This is a genomic window from Luteibacter jiangsuensis (genome assembly GCF_011742555.1).
GTDB classification, from domain to species: Bacteria; Pseudomonadota; Gammaproteobacteria; order Xanthomonadales; family Rhodanobacteraceae; genus Luteibacter; species Luteibacter jiangsuensis.
On the sequence record NZ_JAAQQR010000011.1, the window covers coordinates 17,893 to 32,683 of the forward strand.

Genomic DNA, 14,791 nt, shown 5'->3' on the forward strand with positions numbered 1-14,791 from the left:
TTCGCGATATCCGCGCCACCCCCAAGGAGAGTTCATGAATCGATGGCTCGGGTGCCTTCTGGGCATGACCGTCGTGTGTTCCACCCCGGCGCAGGTTCGTGCGCCAGCCAACCCGCTACAGACCCTTCCGCGCGCCGAGACACCTCGGCAGGCGCCGTCGGTGACCGTGAACGTGAAGGCGCCGAACCCCGCACTCGAAGCCTTGCTGGCTACCCGTGTGACGCCCTCGCGTTTCGATGTGGTAGGGGTGAAGTCCATTCCCTTCGCCGACGTCGCGGCCATCTTCGCGCCCATGCGTGGAATGGAATCGACGGTTCGCGATCTGGTCGCCGCGGCCGATCGCGTCACCGCCATGTACAAGGCCCGCGGTTACGCGCTGTCCTTCGCATTCGTTCCCAATCAGACGCTCGCCGGCGGCATCGTGAAGATCCAGGTGGTGGAAGGATACGTCGCGAACGTGGCGATACGCGGCGACGCCGGCAACCTCGAACCGCGCATCAAGGCAATGGCGGCCCACATCGTCGGCGAACGGCCGTTGCGTCAGGCCACCTTCGAGCGCTACACCCAATTACTCGGACTCCTGCCCGGTCTGAAGGTGGCGGCGAACGTGCCACCGCCCACAACGACGGACGGTGCCACCCGGTTGGATCTCGACGTGTCGCGACAGCGCTACGACATGAGTTACGGGCTCGATTTCAATCATCCGGGAACGCAGGGCGTGTTTTCCCTCATCGAGAATGGTCTCTCGCCCTTGGGCGAACAGCTGAGCGTGTCGACGCTGTTCCCCAACGGCGGAGGGCAGCGCTTCTATTCCGCGGCCTATGTGCAGCCCATCGGCTCCCGCGGGTGGCAGGCCAAGGTGGACGCGAGCCGCTACTGGGGGCAGCCCGATACCGACGAGCAATTGTCGTCGTACCTCGACCACAGGCTCGAGCAGGACCGGCTGGCGCTGACGGCGCTGTATCCGCTGGTGCTCGCCAACACGCGGAGGGTGAACCTGGCGATGGGCGCCTATGCCTCCCGCCAGGACGACAGATACCGGAACGTGGATACGGGCGCGTCTATTGCCCTGCGTTCCAGTGTGCGTGTACTCAACGCGGAGCTGTCTTCGCTGAGCGTGGAGGCCGGGCACACACTCCAGTTCGCTTTTGCGCTGGCACATGGCTTCGGCGGACTGGGCGCGTACTCGCGCGTCGTGAGCAACGTTGGTGCGGTGGGCCTGGCGATGCCCGACCTGGCATTCACCCGTTACACGGCGAACGCGAGCTGGTCGCGGCAGTGGGCGCACAAGCTCGGAACGGTACTGCGAGCCACGGGCCAGTACAGCCACGACGCCTTGCCGTCGACGGAGCAGATCAACTTTGGCGGACAGAATTTCGCGCTCGCCTACGATCCTGGCGACGCGGCGGGGGACAGTGGCTGGGCCGCCTCGGGGGAACTGAACCGTGCCTTCGCACCGGGTGCGGGGTGGATCGACTCTGTGACGCCGTATGTGGCCTATCAAGCGGCACGCGTGTATCTGAACGGCGCGCGGCCCTTCGTCGATCGACTGGACTCGGCGGTGGTCGGTGTGCGCGCTTCTGACAAGAAGCACTATGCGATCGACTTCGCGCTGGCCTGGCCGACGGCCGACAAACCACCCGAAAGCAAGGATCGCGACATGCGCTGGAACCTTACGTTCAGCTACAAACTCATGTGACCCGTCCTTCACGGACTCGGCGGCAACATCTTGCGACCGCAAGCACCGAGCCCTGTCATGCCCCTGTCCCTGGTCCCCCCGCCGATCCGCTTCGACGAGTCCCTGGAACATGTGGAGCCCGACGAGGCCGAGACGGCGGAGCAGCTGATCGAGACACTCACGCGGATCAACCAGACCACCCTGGAGCACGAAAAGCATGCCCACCGCTCGGTGCATGCGAAGAGCCACGCGCTGTTGACCGGCGAGTTGATCGTGCCCGACGACCTGCCTCGGGAGTTGGCGCAAGGATTGTTCGCGCGTCCTGGGACTTATCCCCTGGTGATGCGCATGTCCACCGTTCCGGGCGACCTGCTGGACGACAGCGTGTCGACCCCGCGCGGCATGGCCCTGAAAATCATCGGCGTGGAGGGCGAACGGCTCCCCGGCAGCGACGGCGACCTCACGCAGGATTTCGTGCTGGTGAACGGGCCGGTGTTCTCCACGCCTAACGCGAAGCGCTTTTCGGCATCACTGAAACTGGTGGCCGCGACGACCGATCGTGCGGAAGGCGCGAAGAAAGCGCTGTCGGCCGTGCTTCGTGGCACGGAACGCGTTATCGAAGCATTCGGAGGCAAGAGCGCGACGCTTCTCAGCCTTGGCGGCCAGCCCGAAACGCATCCGCTCGGCGACACCTATTACAGCCAGGCACCCATCCGTTTCGGCGAGTACGTGGTGAAGGTATCCGTGGCGCCGCGGTCGCCGAACCTCACGGCGCTCACCGATGCCGAACTCAACGTCAACGGCAAGCCGAATGGCTTGCGCGAAGCGATGGTGAACCATTTCGCCGAGCAGGGCGGTGAGTGGGATCTGCGCGTGCAGTTCTGCACGGACCTGGACACGATGCCGATCGAGGACGCCTCGGTGCGTTGGCCGGAGGAGAAGAGTCCTTACATCGACGTTGCCCGTATCGTCGTGCCGCCGCAGCCTGCGTGGAACGCCGCGCGCCGCGCTGCCATCGACGACGGCATGGCCTTCAGTCCCTGGCACGGGCTGGCCGCGCATCGGCCGCTCGGCTCCGTGATGCGCGCGCGTCGCGTGGCCTACAAGGTGATGGCGAAGTTTCGCGCGCACCACAACAACGTCGTTATCAGCGAGCCGCGTTCCATAACGGAGCTGGATCTGACTTAGGAGCGCCCTTTGTGGGAGCCGCTTCAGCGGCGATGGCTGCTCGCGGCAGACTTGCCCGTTGCCGCGGGATCGCCGGCATAGCCGGCTCCCACAGTGCGCTCCTACCACCCCATGTAGTGGCCGCCGTTGATCGCGAGGTTGGAGCCGGTGATCCAGCTGGAATCCTCCGAGGTGAGGAACGCGACGGCATGCGCGATCTCTTCGGGTCTGCCGAGGCGGCCGACCGGGATCTGCGCGATGATCTTTGCGCGGATGTCCTCGGGGACGGCCATGACCAGATCGGTGCCGACGTAACCGGGCGAGACGGTGTTCACCGTGATGCCGAAGCGCGCGTTCTCCTGCGCCAGCGAGATGGTGAAGCCGTGCACGCCGGCTTTCGCCGCGGCGTAGTTGGCCTGGCCATACTGGCCCTTCTGACCGTTGATCGAACTGATCTGGACGATGCGCCCCCACTGTCGGGAGCGCATGCCCTCGATCACCGGGCGGGTGACGTTGAAGCAGGCGTTGAGGTTGGTGTTCACCACCTCGGTCCACTGCTGGTAGTCCATCTTGTGGAAGGTGGTGTCGCGGGTGATGCCGGCGTTGTTCACCAGGATCTCGACGGGCCCGGCCAGGTCTTCCACCGCGCGCACCATTGTCTCCGCCGAGACGGGATCGGAGACGTCGCCCGGCACCATCACGACGTCGATGCCGTCGCGGATCATGTCTTCGCGCCACGCGGCCGCCCGGGCTTCGTCGCGGAAATTGGTGGCGACCCGGTGGCCCTGGCGGGCAAGGTAGCGCACGATCGCCGTTCCGATGCCGCCCGTGCCGCCGGTCACCAGTGCCGTTCGCTGCGTCATGCCTTGCTTCATCCTCGCGCAATCCCGTGGTGGCCCGTCGCCGGGCAAACGATTCTTATAGCGTCGCCGCGGCGCCAAGACTACTGCGGCGAAGCGACGCAGGCTTGAACGCGAGCAGCGCGTCACGAAGAAGCCCGTCGGGCGTGGTCGCGGCGGACTGCGCCGTCACCCCCAGCCGGTCGAGCGCCGCGCGCAATGCGGGCAGGGGATCGTGGGCGTCGACGGGCAGGGCGGCCGTGGATTTGGAGAGCTTCCGCCCCTCGGCGTCGAGCACCAGCGGAAGGTGGAGGTATCCCGGGGTGGGCAGTCCGAGCAGGTGCTGCAGGTGGATCTGCCTGGCGGTGGAATCGAGCAGGTCGGCCCCCCTCACGACGTGGGTAACGCCCTGGTCGGCGTCGTCGACCACGCAGGCCAGCTGATAGGACCAGAGCCCCTCCACACGCCGGATCACGAAGTCTCCCGCGGCCTCGCGGAGGTTCTCGGCCTGTGGGCCTTGCAGGTCGTCGGTCCAGCGGAGGGTGAGGTCCGGCGTGAGCAGGCGCCATGCGGGCGGTCGGGACGGATCGGGCGGCGCTACGCAGAGGCCGTCGCGATGGAAGCCCCCCGCGGCGGCCAGGTCGGTGCGGCTGCACCAGCACGGAAAGAGCCGGCCCTCGTTCCGCAGGCGCTCGAAGGCCGCGGCGTAAAGGGGTTGCCGCTGCGACTGGTAGACCGGCGGCGCGTCCGCCGACAAGCCAAAGGCATACAGGGTAGCCAGGATGGACGCCGCCGACCCGGGAACCTCCCGGGGCGGGTCGATGTCTTCGATGCGCACGAGCCATTCGCCTCCGGCATGCCGCGCCACCAGCCAGCTTCCCACCGCGGCCACGAGGGAGCCGAAGTGGAGGGCGCCGGTGGGCGAGGGCGCGAAGCGTCCGCGGTAGCGTGGCCTGGTCGTCATGGGAAGGATTGAGACGTTTCTCATGCTTGCTGAAGCCGGAGGCGGACAAGTGTAGGCGAAGCCTTCGGCGCAGAACCGCACGGAACCTGCGCCCCGCGCCCGGTAACGGCTTCCGGCATTGAATCGTTAACCCTTCGCCCCGAAAACTTGCACCAGGCGGCGCCATCGCCAGCCGCCATGAGAGAGACAGATCATGTTCAAACGCATCGCCCTGTTCGTCGCCACCAACCTGGCCGTCATATTCCTGCTTACCTGCGTCGTGCACGTTCTCGGCATCGACCAGTGGGCCGCGCAGCGCGGCATGGGCATCGGGGGCCTCATCGTTTTCGCCTCGGTCTTCGGCATGGGCGGCGCCTTCATCTCGCTGGCCATCTCGAAGTGGACCGCGAAGATGTCCACCGGCGCCAAGGTAATCACCGAGCCGCGCAACGAGTCCGAGCGCTGGCTGCTCGAGACCGTGCGCCGCCATGCCGAGAAGGCGGGCATCGGCATGCCGGAGGTGGCCGTCTACGACGCGCCCGAGATGAACGCCTTCGCCACCGGCATGACGCGCAACAACGCCCTGGTGGCGGTCAGCACGGGTCTGCTCCAGCAGATGGACCGGGAACAGGTGTCCGCCGTGCTGGGCCACGAGATCGGCCACGTCGCCAACGGCGACATGGTCACGCTGACCCTGATCCAGGGCGTGCTCAACACCCTGGTGATCGTGCTGGCCCGCATCGTGGGCCGGGTGGTGGACAGCTGGCTGAGCGGCGGTCGCGAGCGCGACGGCGAGGGCGGCATCGGCTATTTCGTCGTGGTGATGGTGCTGCAGATCGTGTTCGGCCTGTTCGCCTCCATGATCGTCATGTGGTTCTCGCGCTGGCGCGAGTTCCGCGCCGACGCCGCGGGCGCCCAGCTGGCCGGCCGGGGCTCGATGATCTCGGCCCTGCAGCGCCTGTCCGGCAACCACGGCGACACGTCGCTGCCGCAGTCGATCCAGGCGTTCGGCATCTCCGGTCACCTGGCCACGGGTCTGAAGCGCCTCTTCATGAGCCACCCGCCCATCGAGGAGCGCATCGCCGCCCTTCAGGCCGCACGCTGAGGGCGACCCTGCGAAACGCAGGGTCCCTCACCTTCCTAAGGGCCCCGGCCACCCGCCGGGGCCTTTTTTCGTCTTGAGCCAATCCCCATACTCCGGGGCCTGTCCCACCCTGAAGGAACGGCACCGTGAGCCAGGAAACCCGTAAGTTCGAAGCCGAGGTCGCCCAGGTACTCCACCTGGTGACCCATTCCCTCTACTCGCACAAGGAAATCTTCCTGCGCGAGCTGATCTCCAACGCCTCCGACGCCTGCGACAAGCTGCGTTTCGAAGCGCTGGCCGATCCCTCCCTGACCGACGGCGATGCGGATCTGCGCATCCAGGTCACGTGGGATCCGGACGCGCGGACCATCAGCGTGCGCGACAACGGCATCGGCATGAGCCGGGAGGAAGTGGTCGCCAACATCGGCACCATCGCCAGCTCGGGGACGCGCCGCTACCTCGAGGCGCTCTCCGGCGAACAGAAGGCCGACGCCCGCCTCATCGGCCAGTTCGGCGTGGGCTTCTACTCGGCCTTCGTCGTCGCCGACAAGGTCACCGTGATCACCCGCCGTGCCGGCCAGCCCGCCGTGGCCGGCGTGCGCTGGGAAAGCGACGGCAAGGGCGAATACACGCTGGAGGACACCAACGTCAGCGAGCGCGGCACCACGGTGGTGCTGCACCTGAAGGCCGACGAGGACGAATTCCTCAAGCCGTGGACGCTGCGCGGCGCCATCACGAAGTACTCCGACCACGTCGCATTCCCGATCCGCATGCCCGCCGAAAAGGACGGCAAGCCGGATCCGACGGAGTGGACCACGGTCAACTCCGCATCGGCACTGTGGTCGCGCGCCAAGAGCGAGATCACCGACGAGGAATACCAGAACTTCTACAAGGCGCTGGGCCACGATTTCAACGACGCGCTGGCCTGGACGCACAATCGGGTCGAGGGCAACCAGAGCTTCACGACGCTGCTCTACGTGCCCGAGCAGCCGCCCTTCGACCTGATGATGGGCGGCCGTGACGAGCGCAAGGGCCTGAAGCTCTACATCAAGCGCGTCTTCATCATGGACGCCGCCGAAGAGCTGCTGCCGAACTACCTGCGCTTCGTGCGTGGCGTGGTGGATGCCGACGATCTGCCGCTGAACGTCAGCCGCGAAATCCTCCAGCACAACCGCCAACTGGAGCAGATCAAGGCGCGCTGCGTGAAGGGCGTGCTCGACCTGCTCGAGCGCATTGCACGCGACGAGCCGGAAAAGTTCGCGACCTTCCTCACCGGTTTCGGCAACACGCTGAAGGAAGGCATCGTCGAGGACACGGCCAATCGCGAGCGCATCGCCAAGCTTCTGCGCTTCGCCTCCACGAAGGGCGACGGCCCGGCGAAAACGGTCTCGCTCGATGACTACATCGGGCGCATGGCGGTCGGGCAGGACACCATCTGGTACGTCACGGCCGACAGCTACGCCGCGGCCGCCGGCAGCCCGCAACTGGAAGCGTTGAAGGCCAAGGACATCGAAGTGCTGCTGATGTCCGACCGGGTGGACGAGTGGATGCTCGGTTACCTCACCGAATACGGCGGCAAGCGGTTGCGCAATGTCGCCAAGGGCGAATTCCCGCTGGACGAGGCCGACAAGGCGAAGCAGGAAGCGGCGGCCGAGGCGGCGAAGCCGCTGCTCGAACGCACGAAGACGTTGCTCGGCGATCGCGTCAAGGAGGTTCGCGTTTCGGCCCGCCTCACCGATTCGCCGTCGTGCCTGGCGCTGGCCGACTTCGATCTGGCGCCACACCTCGCTCGCCTGTTGCGCGAAGCGGGGCAGGACGTGCCGGACGCGAAGCCGGTGCTCGAACTCAACCCGGACCACCCGTTGGTGAAGCGTCTGGCGAGCGAGACCGACGACGCGAAGGCGGCTGACCTGGCCGGCCTGCTGTTCGAACAGGCGGAAATCACCGCGGGTGCGCAACTGGCCGATCCGGCCGGGTTCGTGCAGCGCATGAACCGGGTGCTGCTGGGCTGACGCACAAGGCGCTGGGTTCCCGCCTTCGCGGGAACGACGGCATGCGGCACCCGATGGACCCGCCGTCGCCCCTGCGAAAGCAGGGGCCCAGTGCCTAATGCCCGCATGGGCGCGTGACGCTTCATTACGCACGCTGCTATCGTCCGCGCAATGTCCGCGCTGCTCATCCTCTTCCTCTGCCTCGCCCTCGGCATTCTCTGCCGCCGTTACGCGCCCCTTCCGGAAGGCATCGTTCCGGGCATCAACTGGTGGGTGCTGAACATCGCCTTGCCCGCGCTGGTGCTGGCGCTGGTGCCACACGTCACGATCGACACCCGCCTGTGGTTTCCGGTCGTGGGCATGTACGTGACCTTCCTTGGCGCGTGGGCGCTGTTCGCCGCCATGGGGAAGGCCCTCGGATGGTCGCCACGGCGCATCGGCTGTCTCACGCTGGTCTGCGGCCTGGGCAACACGTCCTTCATGGGGTACCCGCTGGTCGAGGCACTTCACGGAAAGGCCGGCCTTTCCGTGGCCGTGATCGCCGATCAATTGGGATGCTTCCCGATGCTCGCGGCCGGAGGCATCGTGGTGGCCTCGCTTTATTCGGGGCGGGGCGCCAGCGCATCTACCATCGTGCGGCGGCTCCTCACGTTTCCGGCTTTCATCGCCTTGCTGGTGGGTATCGTCATCGGCATGGCGGGCGGTCTGCCGGCGGCGCTCGAAACGCCGCTGCTGCAGATCGGCCAGACGCTCACGCCGCTGGCGCTTTTCTCGGTGGGACTGCAGTTTCGCTTGCACTTGCGCCGCGAGCAGATGGGCGCGCTGGTGGCCGGGCTGGGCTGGAAGCTGCTCCTGGCGCCACTGCTTGTGCTGGGCCTGGGGGTAGCGGCAGGCGTGTCAGGCCTGACGCTCACGGTGGGCGTGCTGCAGGCGGCCATGGCGCCCATGATCTCGGCGGCCATCCTCGCGGATCAATACGAACTCGAGCCGCAACTTGCCAATACCGTGCTCGGTGCCGGCATCCTCCTGTCGCTCGTGACGATTCCCCTGGGTAATCTGTTCCTGCCCGCCGGCTAGGGATGCTCAGAACACGTCATGGCGTTTGCGATTGCGTGTTCAGGGCTTCCCCATCCTTGGAATCCCCTCTGCCGACCTTATCCTTCACACCATGACCGATTCATCGACTAATGCCGGCGTCCGTGCCGACGTATGGCTTTGGGCCGCCCGCTTCTTCAAGACCCGCAGCCTCGCGAAGCAGGCGATCGACGGCGGCAAGGTGGAGTTGAACGACGCCGCCTGCAAACCGGCCAAGCCGGTGCACGTGGGCGATACCTTCCGCATCACCCGCGGTGAAGAGCGGATCGCCTGCGTGGTCGTGGCGCTGTCGGAAAAACGCGGGCCGGCGCCGGAAGCACGGAAGCTCTACAGCGAAACCGAAGAAAGCGTGGCTGAGCGCGAGCGTCGCCGCGAAGATCGCCGCCTGACCGGCGGAGCGCTGCTGCGTCCCGATGCACGGCCGGACAAGCGCGACCGCCGCCTGATCCAGGACTTGAAGAAGACGTTGTAGGCTCCGAGCGCTTTCTGTGGGAGCCGGCTATGCCGGCGATCCCGCGGCAGCGGGCACGCTTGCCGCGAGCACCCATCGCCGCTGAAGCGGCTCCCACACAAAGCTTGCTTGTGGGAAGTCGTCGCCAGCACCCATCGCCGCTATAGCGGCTCCTACGGGATTGCGGTCAGCGAAGCATCTTCCGCAGCTTGTACAACTGCTCCAGCGCCTCGCGCGGTGCCAGATCGTCGGGGTCCAGGGCACGCAACGCTTCCTCCACCGGCGACGGCAGCGGGGGTGCGAACAGTCCCATCTGCGGCGCGGCCGCTGGCGGTGCCGCCACCGCGGCCGTCACTTCGTGCCCCTGCTCCAGCGCGGACAGGTAACGACGCGCATCGGCGATGACGCTCTTCGGCAAGCCGGCCAGGGCGGCCACCTGCAGGCCGAAACTGCGATTCGCCGGGCCGTCCTTCACCGTGTGCATGAAGACCAGCTGCTCGCCATATTCCACGGCGTCGAGGTGCACGTTCGCAATGGTGCGGAACTCGCCCGCCAGCTCGGTCAGTTCGAAGTAGTGCGTGGCGAAAAGCGTGAACGCGCAACTCGTGGCGGCAAGGTGCACCGCGGCGGCGCGCGCCAGCGACAAGCCGTCGTAGGTGCTCGTGCCGCGGCCCACTTCGTCCATGAGCACCAGGCTGCAATCCGTGGCGTTGTGCAGGATGTTGGCCGTTTCACTCATCTCGACCATGAAGGTCGACTGGCCCCGCGAGAGGTCGTCCCCCGCACCGATGCGGGTGAAGATGCGATCGATCGGCCCGATGGTGGCTGAGGACGCCGGCACGTAGCTGCCGATATGCGCCAGCAGCACGATCAATGCGTTCTGCCGCATGTAGGTGGACTTACCGCCCATGTTCGGGCCGGTGATCACCAGCATCCGTCGGCCTTTATCCAGCACGAGGTCGTTCGGTTCGAAGGGTTCGTCGCGAACCTTCTCGACGACCGGATGGCGCCCGCGTTCGATATGAATGCCCGGTACGTCGGTGAGCTGCGGCGCTGTCCAGTCCAGCGCTTCCGCGCGGTCGGCGAGGTTCGCCAGGACGTCGAGCTCCGCCATGGCAGCCGCGGCGACCTTGAGTTCCGGCAAGCGCTCGATCAGTTTATCCAGCAGCAGTTCGTACAGTGCGCGTTCGCGCATCAGCGAACGCTCCTTGGCGGAAAGCACCTTGTCTTCGAACTGCTTCAATTCTTCCGTGATGTATCGCTCGGCATTCTTCGTCGTCTGCCGGCGCGTGTAGTGCTGCGGTGCCTTGTCGGCCTGGGCCTTGGTGATCTCGATGTAATAACCGTGTACGCGGTTGTAGCCGACCTTCAGCGTGGGAATGCCGCTCGCGGCTTTCTCGCGTTCCTCCATGTCCACGAGGAACTGGTCCGCGTTCGTGGACAGGCGGCGCAGTTCGTCCAGTTCGTCGTCGTAGCCCTCGGCGAGCACGCCGCCATCGCGCAGCAGCACGGGCGGCTGCGGGACGATGGCGGCGGCAAGCAGCGCCGCGGTTTCCGCGTGATCGCCGATGCGCTCCACGAGCGCATGGATCAGCGGGCTGTCGAGGCCATCGATGTCCTCGCGCAGGCCGGGTGCGGCGGCCAGGCCGTCGCGCAGCGTGGAAAGGTCGCGCGGACGTGCCGAACGCAAGGCCACGCGTGCAAGGATGCGCTCTAGGTCGCCCACACCGCGCAGTCGCTCGCGCAGGCTCACATGGCGGCGCGCATCGATCAGGCTGCCGATCGCCTGGTGGCGCCCGCGCAACACCTGGCGATCGCGCAACGGCCGGTTCAGCCAGCGGCGCAGCAGGCGCGCACCCATCGGCGTTACCGTTTCGTCGAGCACGCCAAGCAAGGTGTTCTCGACGTTGCCGCTCTGGTGCGTGTCGATCTCCAGATTGCGTCGCGTCGAAGCGTCCATGGCGATCGTCTCGCCCGCGTTCTCCACGGCGAGGCCGGTGAGATGGGGCAGAGCGCTTTTCTGGGTCTCTTCCACGTACCCGAGCAGACAGCCCGCCGCGGCGATGGCCAGGGGCATGCCGTCCACGCCGAACCCGAGGAGGTCGCGCGTCTTGAAGAAGCGGCACAGCTCGCGCGTGGCGGCGTCGCCGTCGAAATGCCACGGCTGGCGCTTCCGCAGGCCGGGCAGCGACGAAACGAGCTTGGGCCAGGCCACGTCCTCCCCGACCAGGGTTTCCGCCGGCTGCAATCGCGCCAGTTCGGCGGCCAGCCCTTCGGCTGTACCCACTTCGGTAAGGAGGAAGCGGCCGGTGGAGAGATCGACCCAGGCCAGACCATAGCCCTTCGGGCCGGCCGCGATGGAAAGCAGCAGGTTGTCGCGGCGCTCTTCCATCAGTGCCGCGTCAGTCACCGTGCCGGGGGTGACGATGCGCACCACCTCTCGCTTCACGGGGCCTTTCGACGTGGCGGGATCGCCGATCTGCTCGCACAGTGCCACCGATTCGCCCAGCTTCACCAGGCGGCCCAGGTAGTTCTCCACCGCGTGGTACGGCACGCCCGCCATCGGGATCGGTGCCCCGGCGGACTGGCCGCGCTGGGTCAGGGTGATGTCGAGCAGGCGGGCGGCCTTGCGCGCGTCGTCATAGAACAACTCGTAGAAGTCGCCCATGCGGAAGAACAGAAGGATGTCCGGGTGCTCCGCCTTTGCCGCCAGGTACTGGCGCATGAAGGGCGTATGCCCCGCGGCGGCCGAGATGTCTTCTGCCAAAGCCATGATTTTCCGTGGGTTCCATGCCGAAGGCGTGCCACCCGCGGCACGCCGGTCGGACATGATAACGGATGGGTCGGGTATCGCGCCGGTTGCCTCCCATGCCCGAGGCGCGACCCCTGCACGTTTTTTTCTCATGCGGGGCTGCTACCGTCCCGCGAGAGGGTATCCGTACAGTTCAGAACCAGGAGTTCCAATGCTCGGCAGGCGAATGGATAGGGCGCGGGCGAGCGCCCGGGTGCGATGGCTGGCCGCCATGGCCGTGGGCTTGGCATGCGCGACGGGCGTCGCGGCGCAGGAGGCCGGCTCGCACGACTACGACGCCCAGGACGCGCGGCTGAACGCCGTCTACAAGAAGCTCTCGGCATCGCTGGACGACGCAGGCCGGAAGGCCCTTCGCGAGGAAGAGCGCCAGTGGATTGCCGGTCGCGACAAGGCGTGTGGCGTCAAGCCCGGCACGGTCGTCAAGAACGCTTGCACCACGACCCAGACGAGCTTCCGGGCTGACGAACTGGAGAAGCGTGCGCGAGGGGCAGGGGTTAAGGAAGCGGGCGCATCGGCCGTCGCGGGCGACTGGGGATATCGAACCGATTGCAACCTCGGACATGCGGTAGAGCTGCACATTCCGGAAGGTGCAGCGCCTGAAGGCACATGGGCGGACGGCACCCGGTCCATGGGGAGCTCGGGCCGCTTCAAGGGCGAATGGCGCGACGGCAAGCTCTACATGCGGTTTTGCGCCGAGGAAGCCGAGCGCGGCGGTTATCCCGTGTGCCCCGCTTTCGGCGACGTGAACGGATACGTGACGCCGGAAGGCAAACGGCTGGCCTGGTATCGGGCCGACGAGAAATACGTCTCGCTGGAACGCGTGGCGAAAGGCGGCAAGGCGCCGCTGGACACGACGTGCAAGGACGACATGTAACAGCGCCCATCAACCAGGAGTTACAGCATGCCAGGATTGACTGATAACGAAGCACGTGCACTTTCCTATTTCGCCATCGGCGTGAGCTCCGAAGGTGGCGACGTGGCCTACCGGCTGAGTTTCGCGGGCAACATTCGCAATGACGCCCAGGGCCATCCCCGGATGGATCCCATCGGCAACAGCGGGTTCTCCATCGGCACGCTCCAGACCGATCTGGGGCAACATCCCGAAGTCGCGACGGAGCTGACCGACGCTTACCAGAACTGGGCACGCACGGCGCATCCGGACTGGGCGCTCACCCCTGCGCAGCGCACCCAGACCATTGCCGACCTCGGGCGCACCGGTCACCAGATCGAAGCGCAGCATGGCCGGCCGCTCGATGCCACGGTGAAGTCGCACCTCGACGCCTTCATGGCGAGCGAGGCGGGCGTGGATTTCGTGCACCGGCACGACACCGCGCAGGTGAACAAGCTGATGACGAACGCCATTGCGCCGTTGCAGCAGACCGATCTGTACCGACATGCGTCGGAAGCGGATCAGGCCCGCCTCATTACCATGACGGCCAAGCTCTATAACCAGAGCGAAACCTACGGAAATCGCTTGATCGGCGAGCTCCAGCATGGACAGCACCACAGCGTGGACGATGTGCGGCACTCCATCGACCGCTATCCGAATTACGTGACCGACGGGCGCGATCACGCGTTGGCCGGTGCGGCCTTGTTCAACGATATGCGCGCCACCGGTCCCGATCATCCGCTGCGGCCAGCATGGGACAACGTGGTAAGCAATCCGCTGGTGAATCCGACCCAGCTTGGCAACGATCCCACGCATCCCAACCTGCCACACGAGTACGCCGCCATTCGCGATGCATTCACGGACCCGGCGCACTCACGGGCCATGGTGCAGGCGCTGGGGCAGGGCGGCTCCTATGCGCAGACGGCCAACCATCGAGGTTTCTACGCCGAAGGGCGCGACCTCGTTACCTGGGACCGTTCCGGGCACGGCGCGGCCCTCGTCAATGGCCAATGGCAGGCGGTGAACAGCCGCGACGTGTCCACGCACGTGAACGCCGATCGCACGCTGGACGTGAACGTGCGCCGCAACGGTGTCGAGGAGCGTCTGCTGCACGTGACCCATCCGGGGCACGTACGGGCGCAGGCGCCGAATCACGCCACCGGCGACCATGTGCAACGGCCGGGCACGCTGCGGGAACACGATCACGCGCCCGCGGTGGGAGACTTGCAACGCCAGCTGGCGCAGCTTGGCTACAACGGTGCCGATGGCCGGCCGCTGCGTCCCGACAACGACTTCGGTGCAAATACAACCGCGGCATTGAAAGCCTTCCAGCGCGATCACGGCCTCGGCGACGACGGCATTGCGGGAGCCAAGACCATGGCGGCATTGAATCAGGCCTCGCAACGGCCGGCCACGGAACTCGACAGTCCCTCCCATCCTGGCAATGCCATGTATCGCCAGGCACTGGACGGCGTACACGCCGTGGATGCGCAGCAGGGACGGACTCCGGACCAGATGAGCAGCAACCTGGCCGCGTCCCTGGCGGTGGCAGCGCATGCGCAAGGGCTATCGCGCGTGGACCACGTGGTGCTCAGCGACGATGCGCGCCGTGCCTATGCCGTCCAGGGCGAACTGAACTCCCCGTTCAAGCAGATCGCGGAAGTGGATGTGGGCCAGTCGGTGGGCAAGACCGTGGCCCAGAGCAGTGCGGAGTGGCAGCAGGCCCCGGCCCAGACCCAGCAACCGGTGCCCTCGCATACGCAACAGCAGCAGCAACAACAGCCTGAGATGCATCGCTGATTCGTCGAAGGAGCGCACCTCGGTGCGCTCCTTCGACTTCGC

Annotated in this window: 11 protein-coding genes; 8 read left to right on the top strand and 3 right to left on the bottom strand. The window is 66.5% G+C overall.

The annotated features are described in order from the left end of the window. The first annotated feature begins 34 nt into the window (after positions 1 to 34). Positions 35 to 1,699, top strand: a complete 1,665-nt coding sequence (locus tag HBF26_RS17740; RefSeq protein ID WP_167129374.1) for a ShlB/FhaC/HecB family hemolysin secretion/activation protein — start codon at positions 35 to 37, stop codon at positions 1,697 to 1,699. A gap of 57 nt (positions 1,700 to 1,756) precedes the next feature. Continuing rightward, positions 1,757 to 2,866 carry a catalase family protein gene (locus HBF26_RS17745; protein WP_167129375.1) on the top strand — a complete coding sequence of 370 codons (1,110 nt, stop codon included), beginning with the start codon at positions 1,757 to 1,759 and terminating at the stop codon, positions 2,864 to 2,866. Between the two features lie 101 nt (positions 2,867 to 2,967). Here HBF26_RS17745 and phbB read toward each other — a convergent pair whose 3' ends face one another. Both phbB and gluQRS read right to left on the bottom strand, forming a co-directional pair. Further along, positions 2,968 to 3,708 carry an acetoacetyl-CoA reductase gene (phbB, locus tag HBF26_RS17750; protein ID WP_167129376.1) on the bottom strand — a complete coding sequence of 247 codons (741 nt, stop codon included), beginning with the start codon at positions 3,706 to 3,708 and terminating at the stop codon, positions 2,968 to 2,970. Positions 3,709 to 3,763: 55 nt separating this feature from the next. Then, complete coding sequence (gene gluQRS / locus HBF26_RS17755) at positions 3,764 to 4,648, bottom strand: tRNA glutamyl-Q(34) synthetase GluQRS (RefSeq protein WP_167129378.1); 885 nt, start codon at positions 4,646 to 4,648, stop codon at positions 3,764 to 3,766. A 193-nt stretch (positions 4,649 to 4,841) separates the two neighbouring features. Between gluQRS and htpX the strand changes: the two genes are divergently transcribed. The 4 genes from htpX to hslR all read left to right on the top strand — a co-directional run bounded on the left by htpX (position 4,842) and on the right by hslR (position 9,269). Next, positions 4,842 to 5,732, top strand: coding sequence for a protease HtpX (gene htpX, locus HBF26_RS17760; RefSeq protein ID WP_167129379.1), 891 nt, complete (start codon positions 4,842 to 4,844; stop codon positions 5,730 to 5,732). Positions 5,733 to 5,857: 125 nt separating this feature from the next. Continuing rightward, positions 5,858 to 7,723 (top strand): molecular chaperone HtpG, encoded by a 1,866-nt coding sequence (gene htpG, locus HBF26_RS17765; RefSeq protein WP_167129380.1) that lies wholly within the window; start codon positions 5,858 to 5,860, stop codon positions 7,721 to 7,723. 150 nt (positions 7,724 to 7,873) lie between these two features. Beyond that, the gene (locus HBF26_RS17770; protein ID WP_193569960.1) at positions 7,874 to 8,779 is read left to right on the top strand and encodes an AEC family transporter; all 906 of its coding nucleotides are present in this window, start codon (positions 7,874 to 7,876) and stop codon (positions 8,777 to 8,779) included. Between the two features lie 91 nt (positions 8,780 to 8,870). Beyond that, positions 8,871 to 9,269 carry an Hsp15 family ribosome-associated heat shock protein gene (hslR, locus tag HBF26_RS17775; protein ID WP_167129382.1) on the top strand — a complete coding sequence of 133 codons (399 nt, stop codon included), beginning with the start codon at positions 8,871 to 8,873 and terminating at the stop codon, positions 9,267 to 9,269. A gap of 166 nt (positions 9,270 to 9,435) precedes the next feature. Here hslR and mutS read toward each other — a convergent pair whose 3' ends face one another. Further along, the gene (gene mutS, locus HBF26_RS17780) at positions 9,436 to 12,021 is read right to left on the bottom strand and encodes a DNA mismatch repair protein MutS (RefSeq protein WP_240151413.1); all 2,586 of its coding nucleotides are present in this window, start codon (positions 12,019 to 12,021) and stop codon (positions 9,436 to 9,438) included. A gap of 250 nt (positions 12,022 to 12,271) precedes the next feature. Between mutS and HBF26_RS17785 the strand changes: the two genes are divergently transcribed. Then, positions 12,272 to 12,934 carry a lysozyme inhibitor LprI family protein gene (locus HBF26_RS17785; protein ID WP_167129383.1) on the top strand — a complete coding sequence of 221 codons (663 nt, stop codon included), beginning with the start codon at positions 12,272 to 12,274 and terminating at the stop codon, positions 12,932 to 12,934. Positions 12,935 to 12,961: 27 nt separating this feature from the next. Beyond that, positions 12,962 to 14,749, top strand: a complete 1,788-nt coding sequence (locus tag HBF26_RS17790) for an XVIPCD domain-containing protein (protein WP_167129385.1) — start codon at positions 12,962 to 12,964, stop codon at positions 14,747 to 14,749. Positions 14,750 to 14,791 lie beyond the last annotated feature (42 nt).

What these genes read in the sequence shown, in the direction of transcription:
- HBF26_RS17740 (WP_167129374.1), top strand. Translation starts at nt 35, where the DNA reads ATGAATCGATGGCTCGGGTGCCTTCTGGGCATGACCGTCGTGTGTTCC.
- HBF26_RS17745 (WP_167129375.1), top strand. Translation starts at nt 1,757, where the DNA reads ATGCCCCTGTCCCTGGTCCCCCCGCCGATCCGCTTCGACGAGTCCCTG.
- phbB (WP_167129376.1), bottom strand. Translation starts at nt 3,708, where the DNA reads ATGACGCAGCGAACGGCACTGGTGACCGGCGGCACGGGCGGCATCGGA.
- gluQRS (WP_167129378.1), bottom strand. Translation starts at nt 4,648, where the DNA reads ATGACGACCAGGCCACGCTACCGCGGACGCTTCGCGCCCTCGCCCACC.
- htpX (WP_167129379.1), top strand. Translation starts at nt 4,842, where the DNA reads ATGTTCAAACGCATCGCCCTGTTCGTCGCCACCAACCTGGCCGTCATA.
- HBF26_RS17770 (WP_193569960.1), top strand. Translation starts at nt 7,874, where the DNA reads ATGTCCGCGCTGCTCATCCTCTTCCTCTGCCTCGCCCTCGGCATTCTC.
- hslR (WP_167129382.1), top strand. Translation starts at nt 8,871, where the DNA reads ATGACCGATTCATCGACTAATGCCGGCGTCCGTGCCGACGTATGGCTT.
- mutS (WP_240151413.1), bottom strand. Translation starts at nt 12,021, where the DNA reads ATGGCTTTGGCAGAAGACATCTCGGCCGCCGCGGGGCATACGCCCTTC.
- HBF26_RS17785 (WP_167129383.1), top strand. Translation starts at nt 12,272, where the DNA reads ATGGCCGTGGGCTTGGCATGCGCGACGGGCGTCGCGGCGCAGGAGGCC.
- HBF26_RS17790 (WP_167129385.1), top strand. Translation starts at nt 12,962, where the DNA reads ATGCCAGGATTGACTGATAACGAAGCACGTGCACTTTCCTATTTCGCC.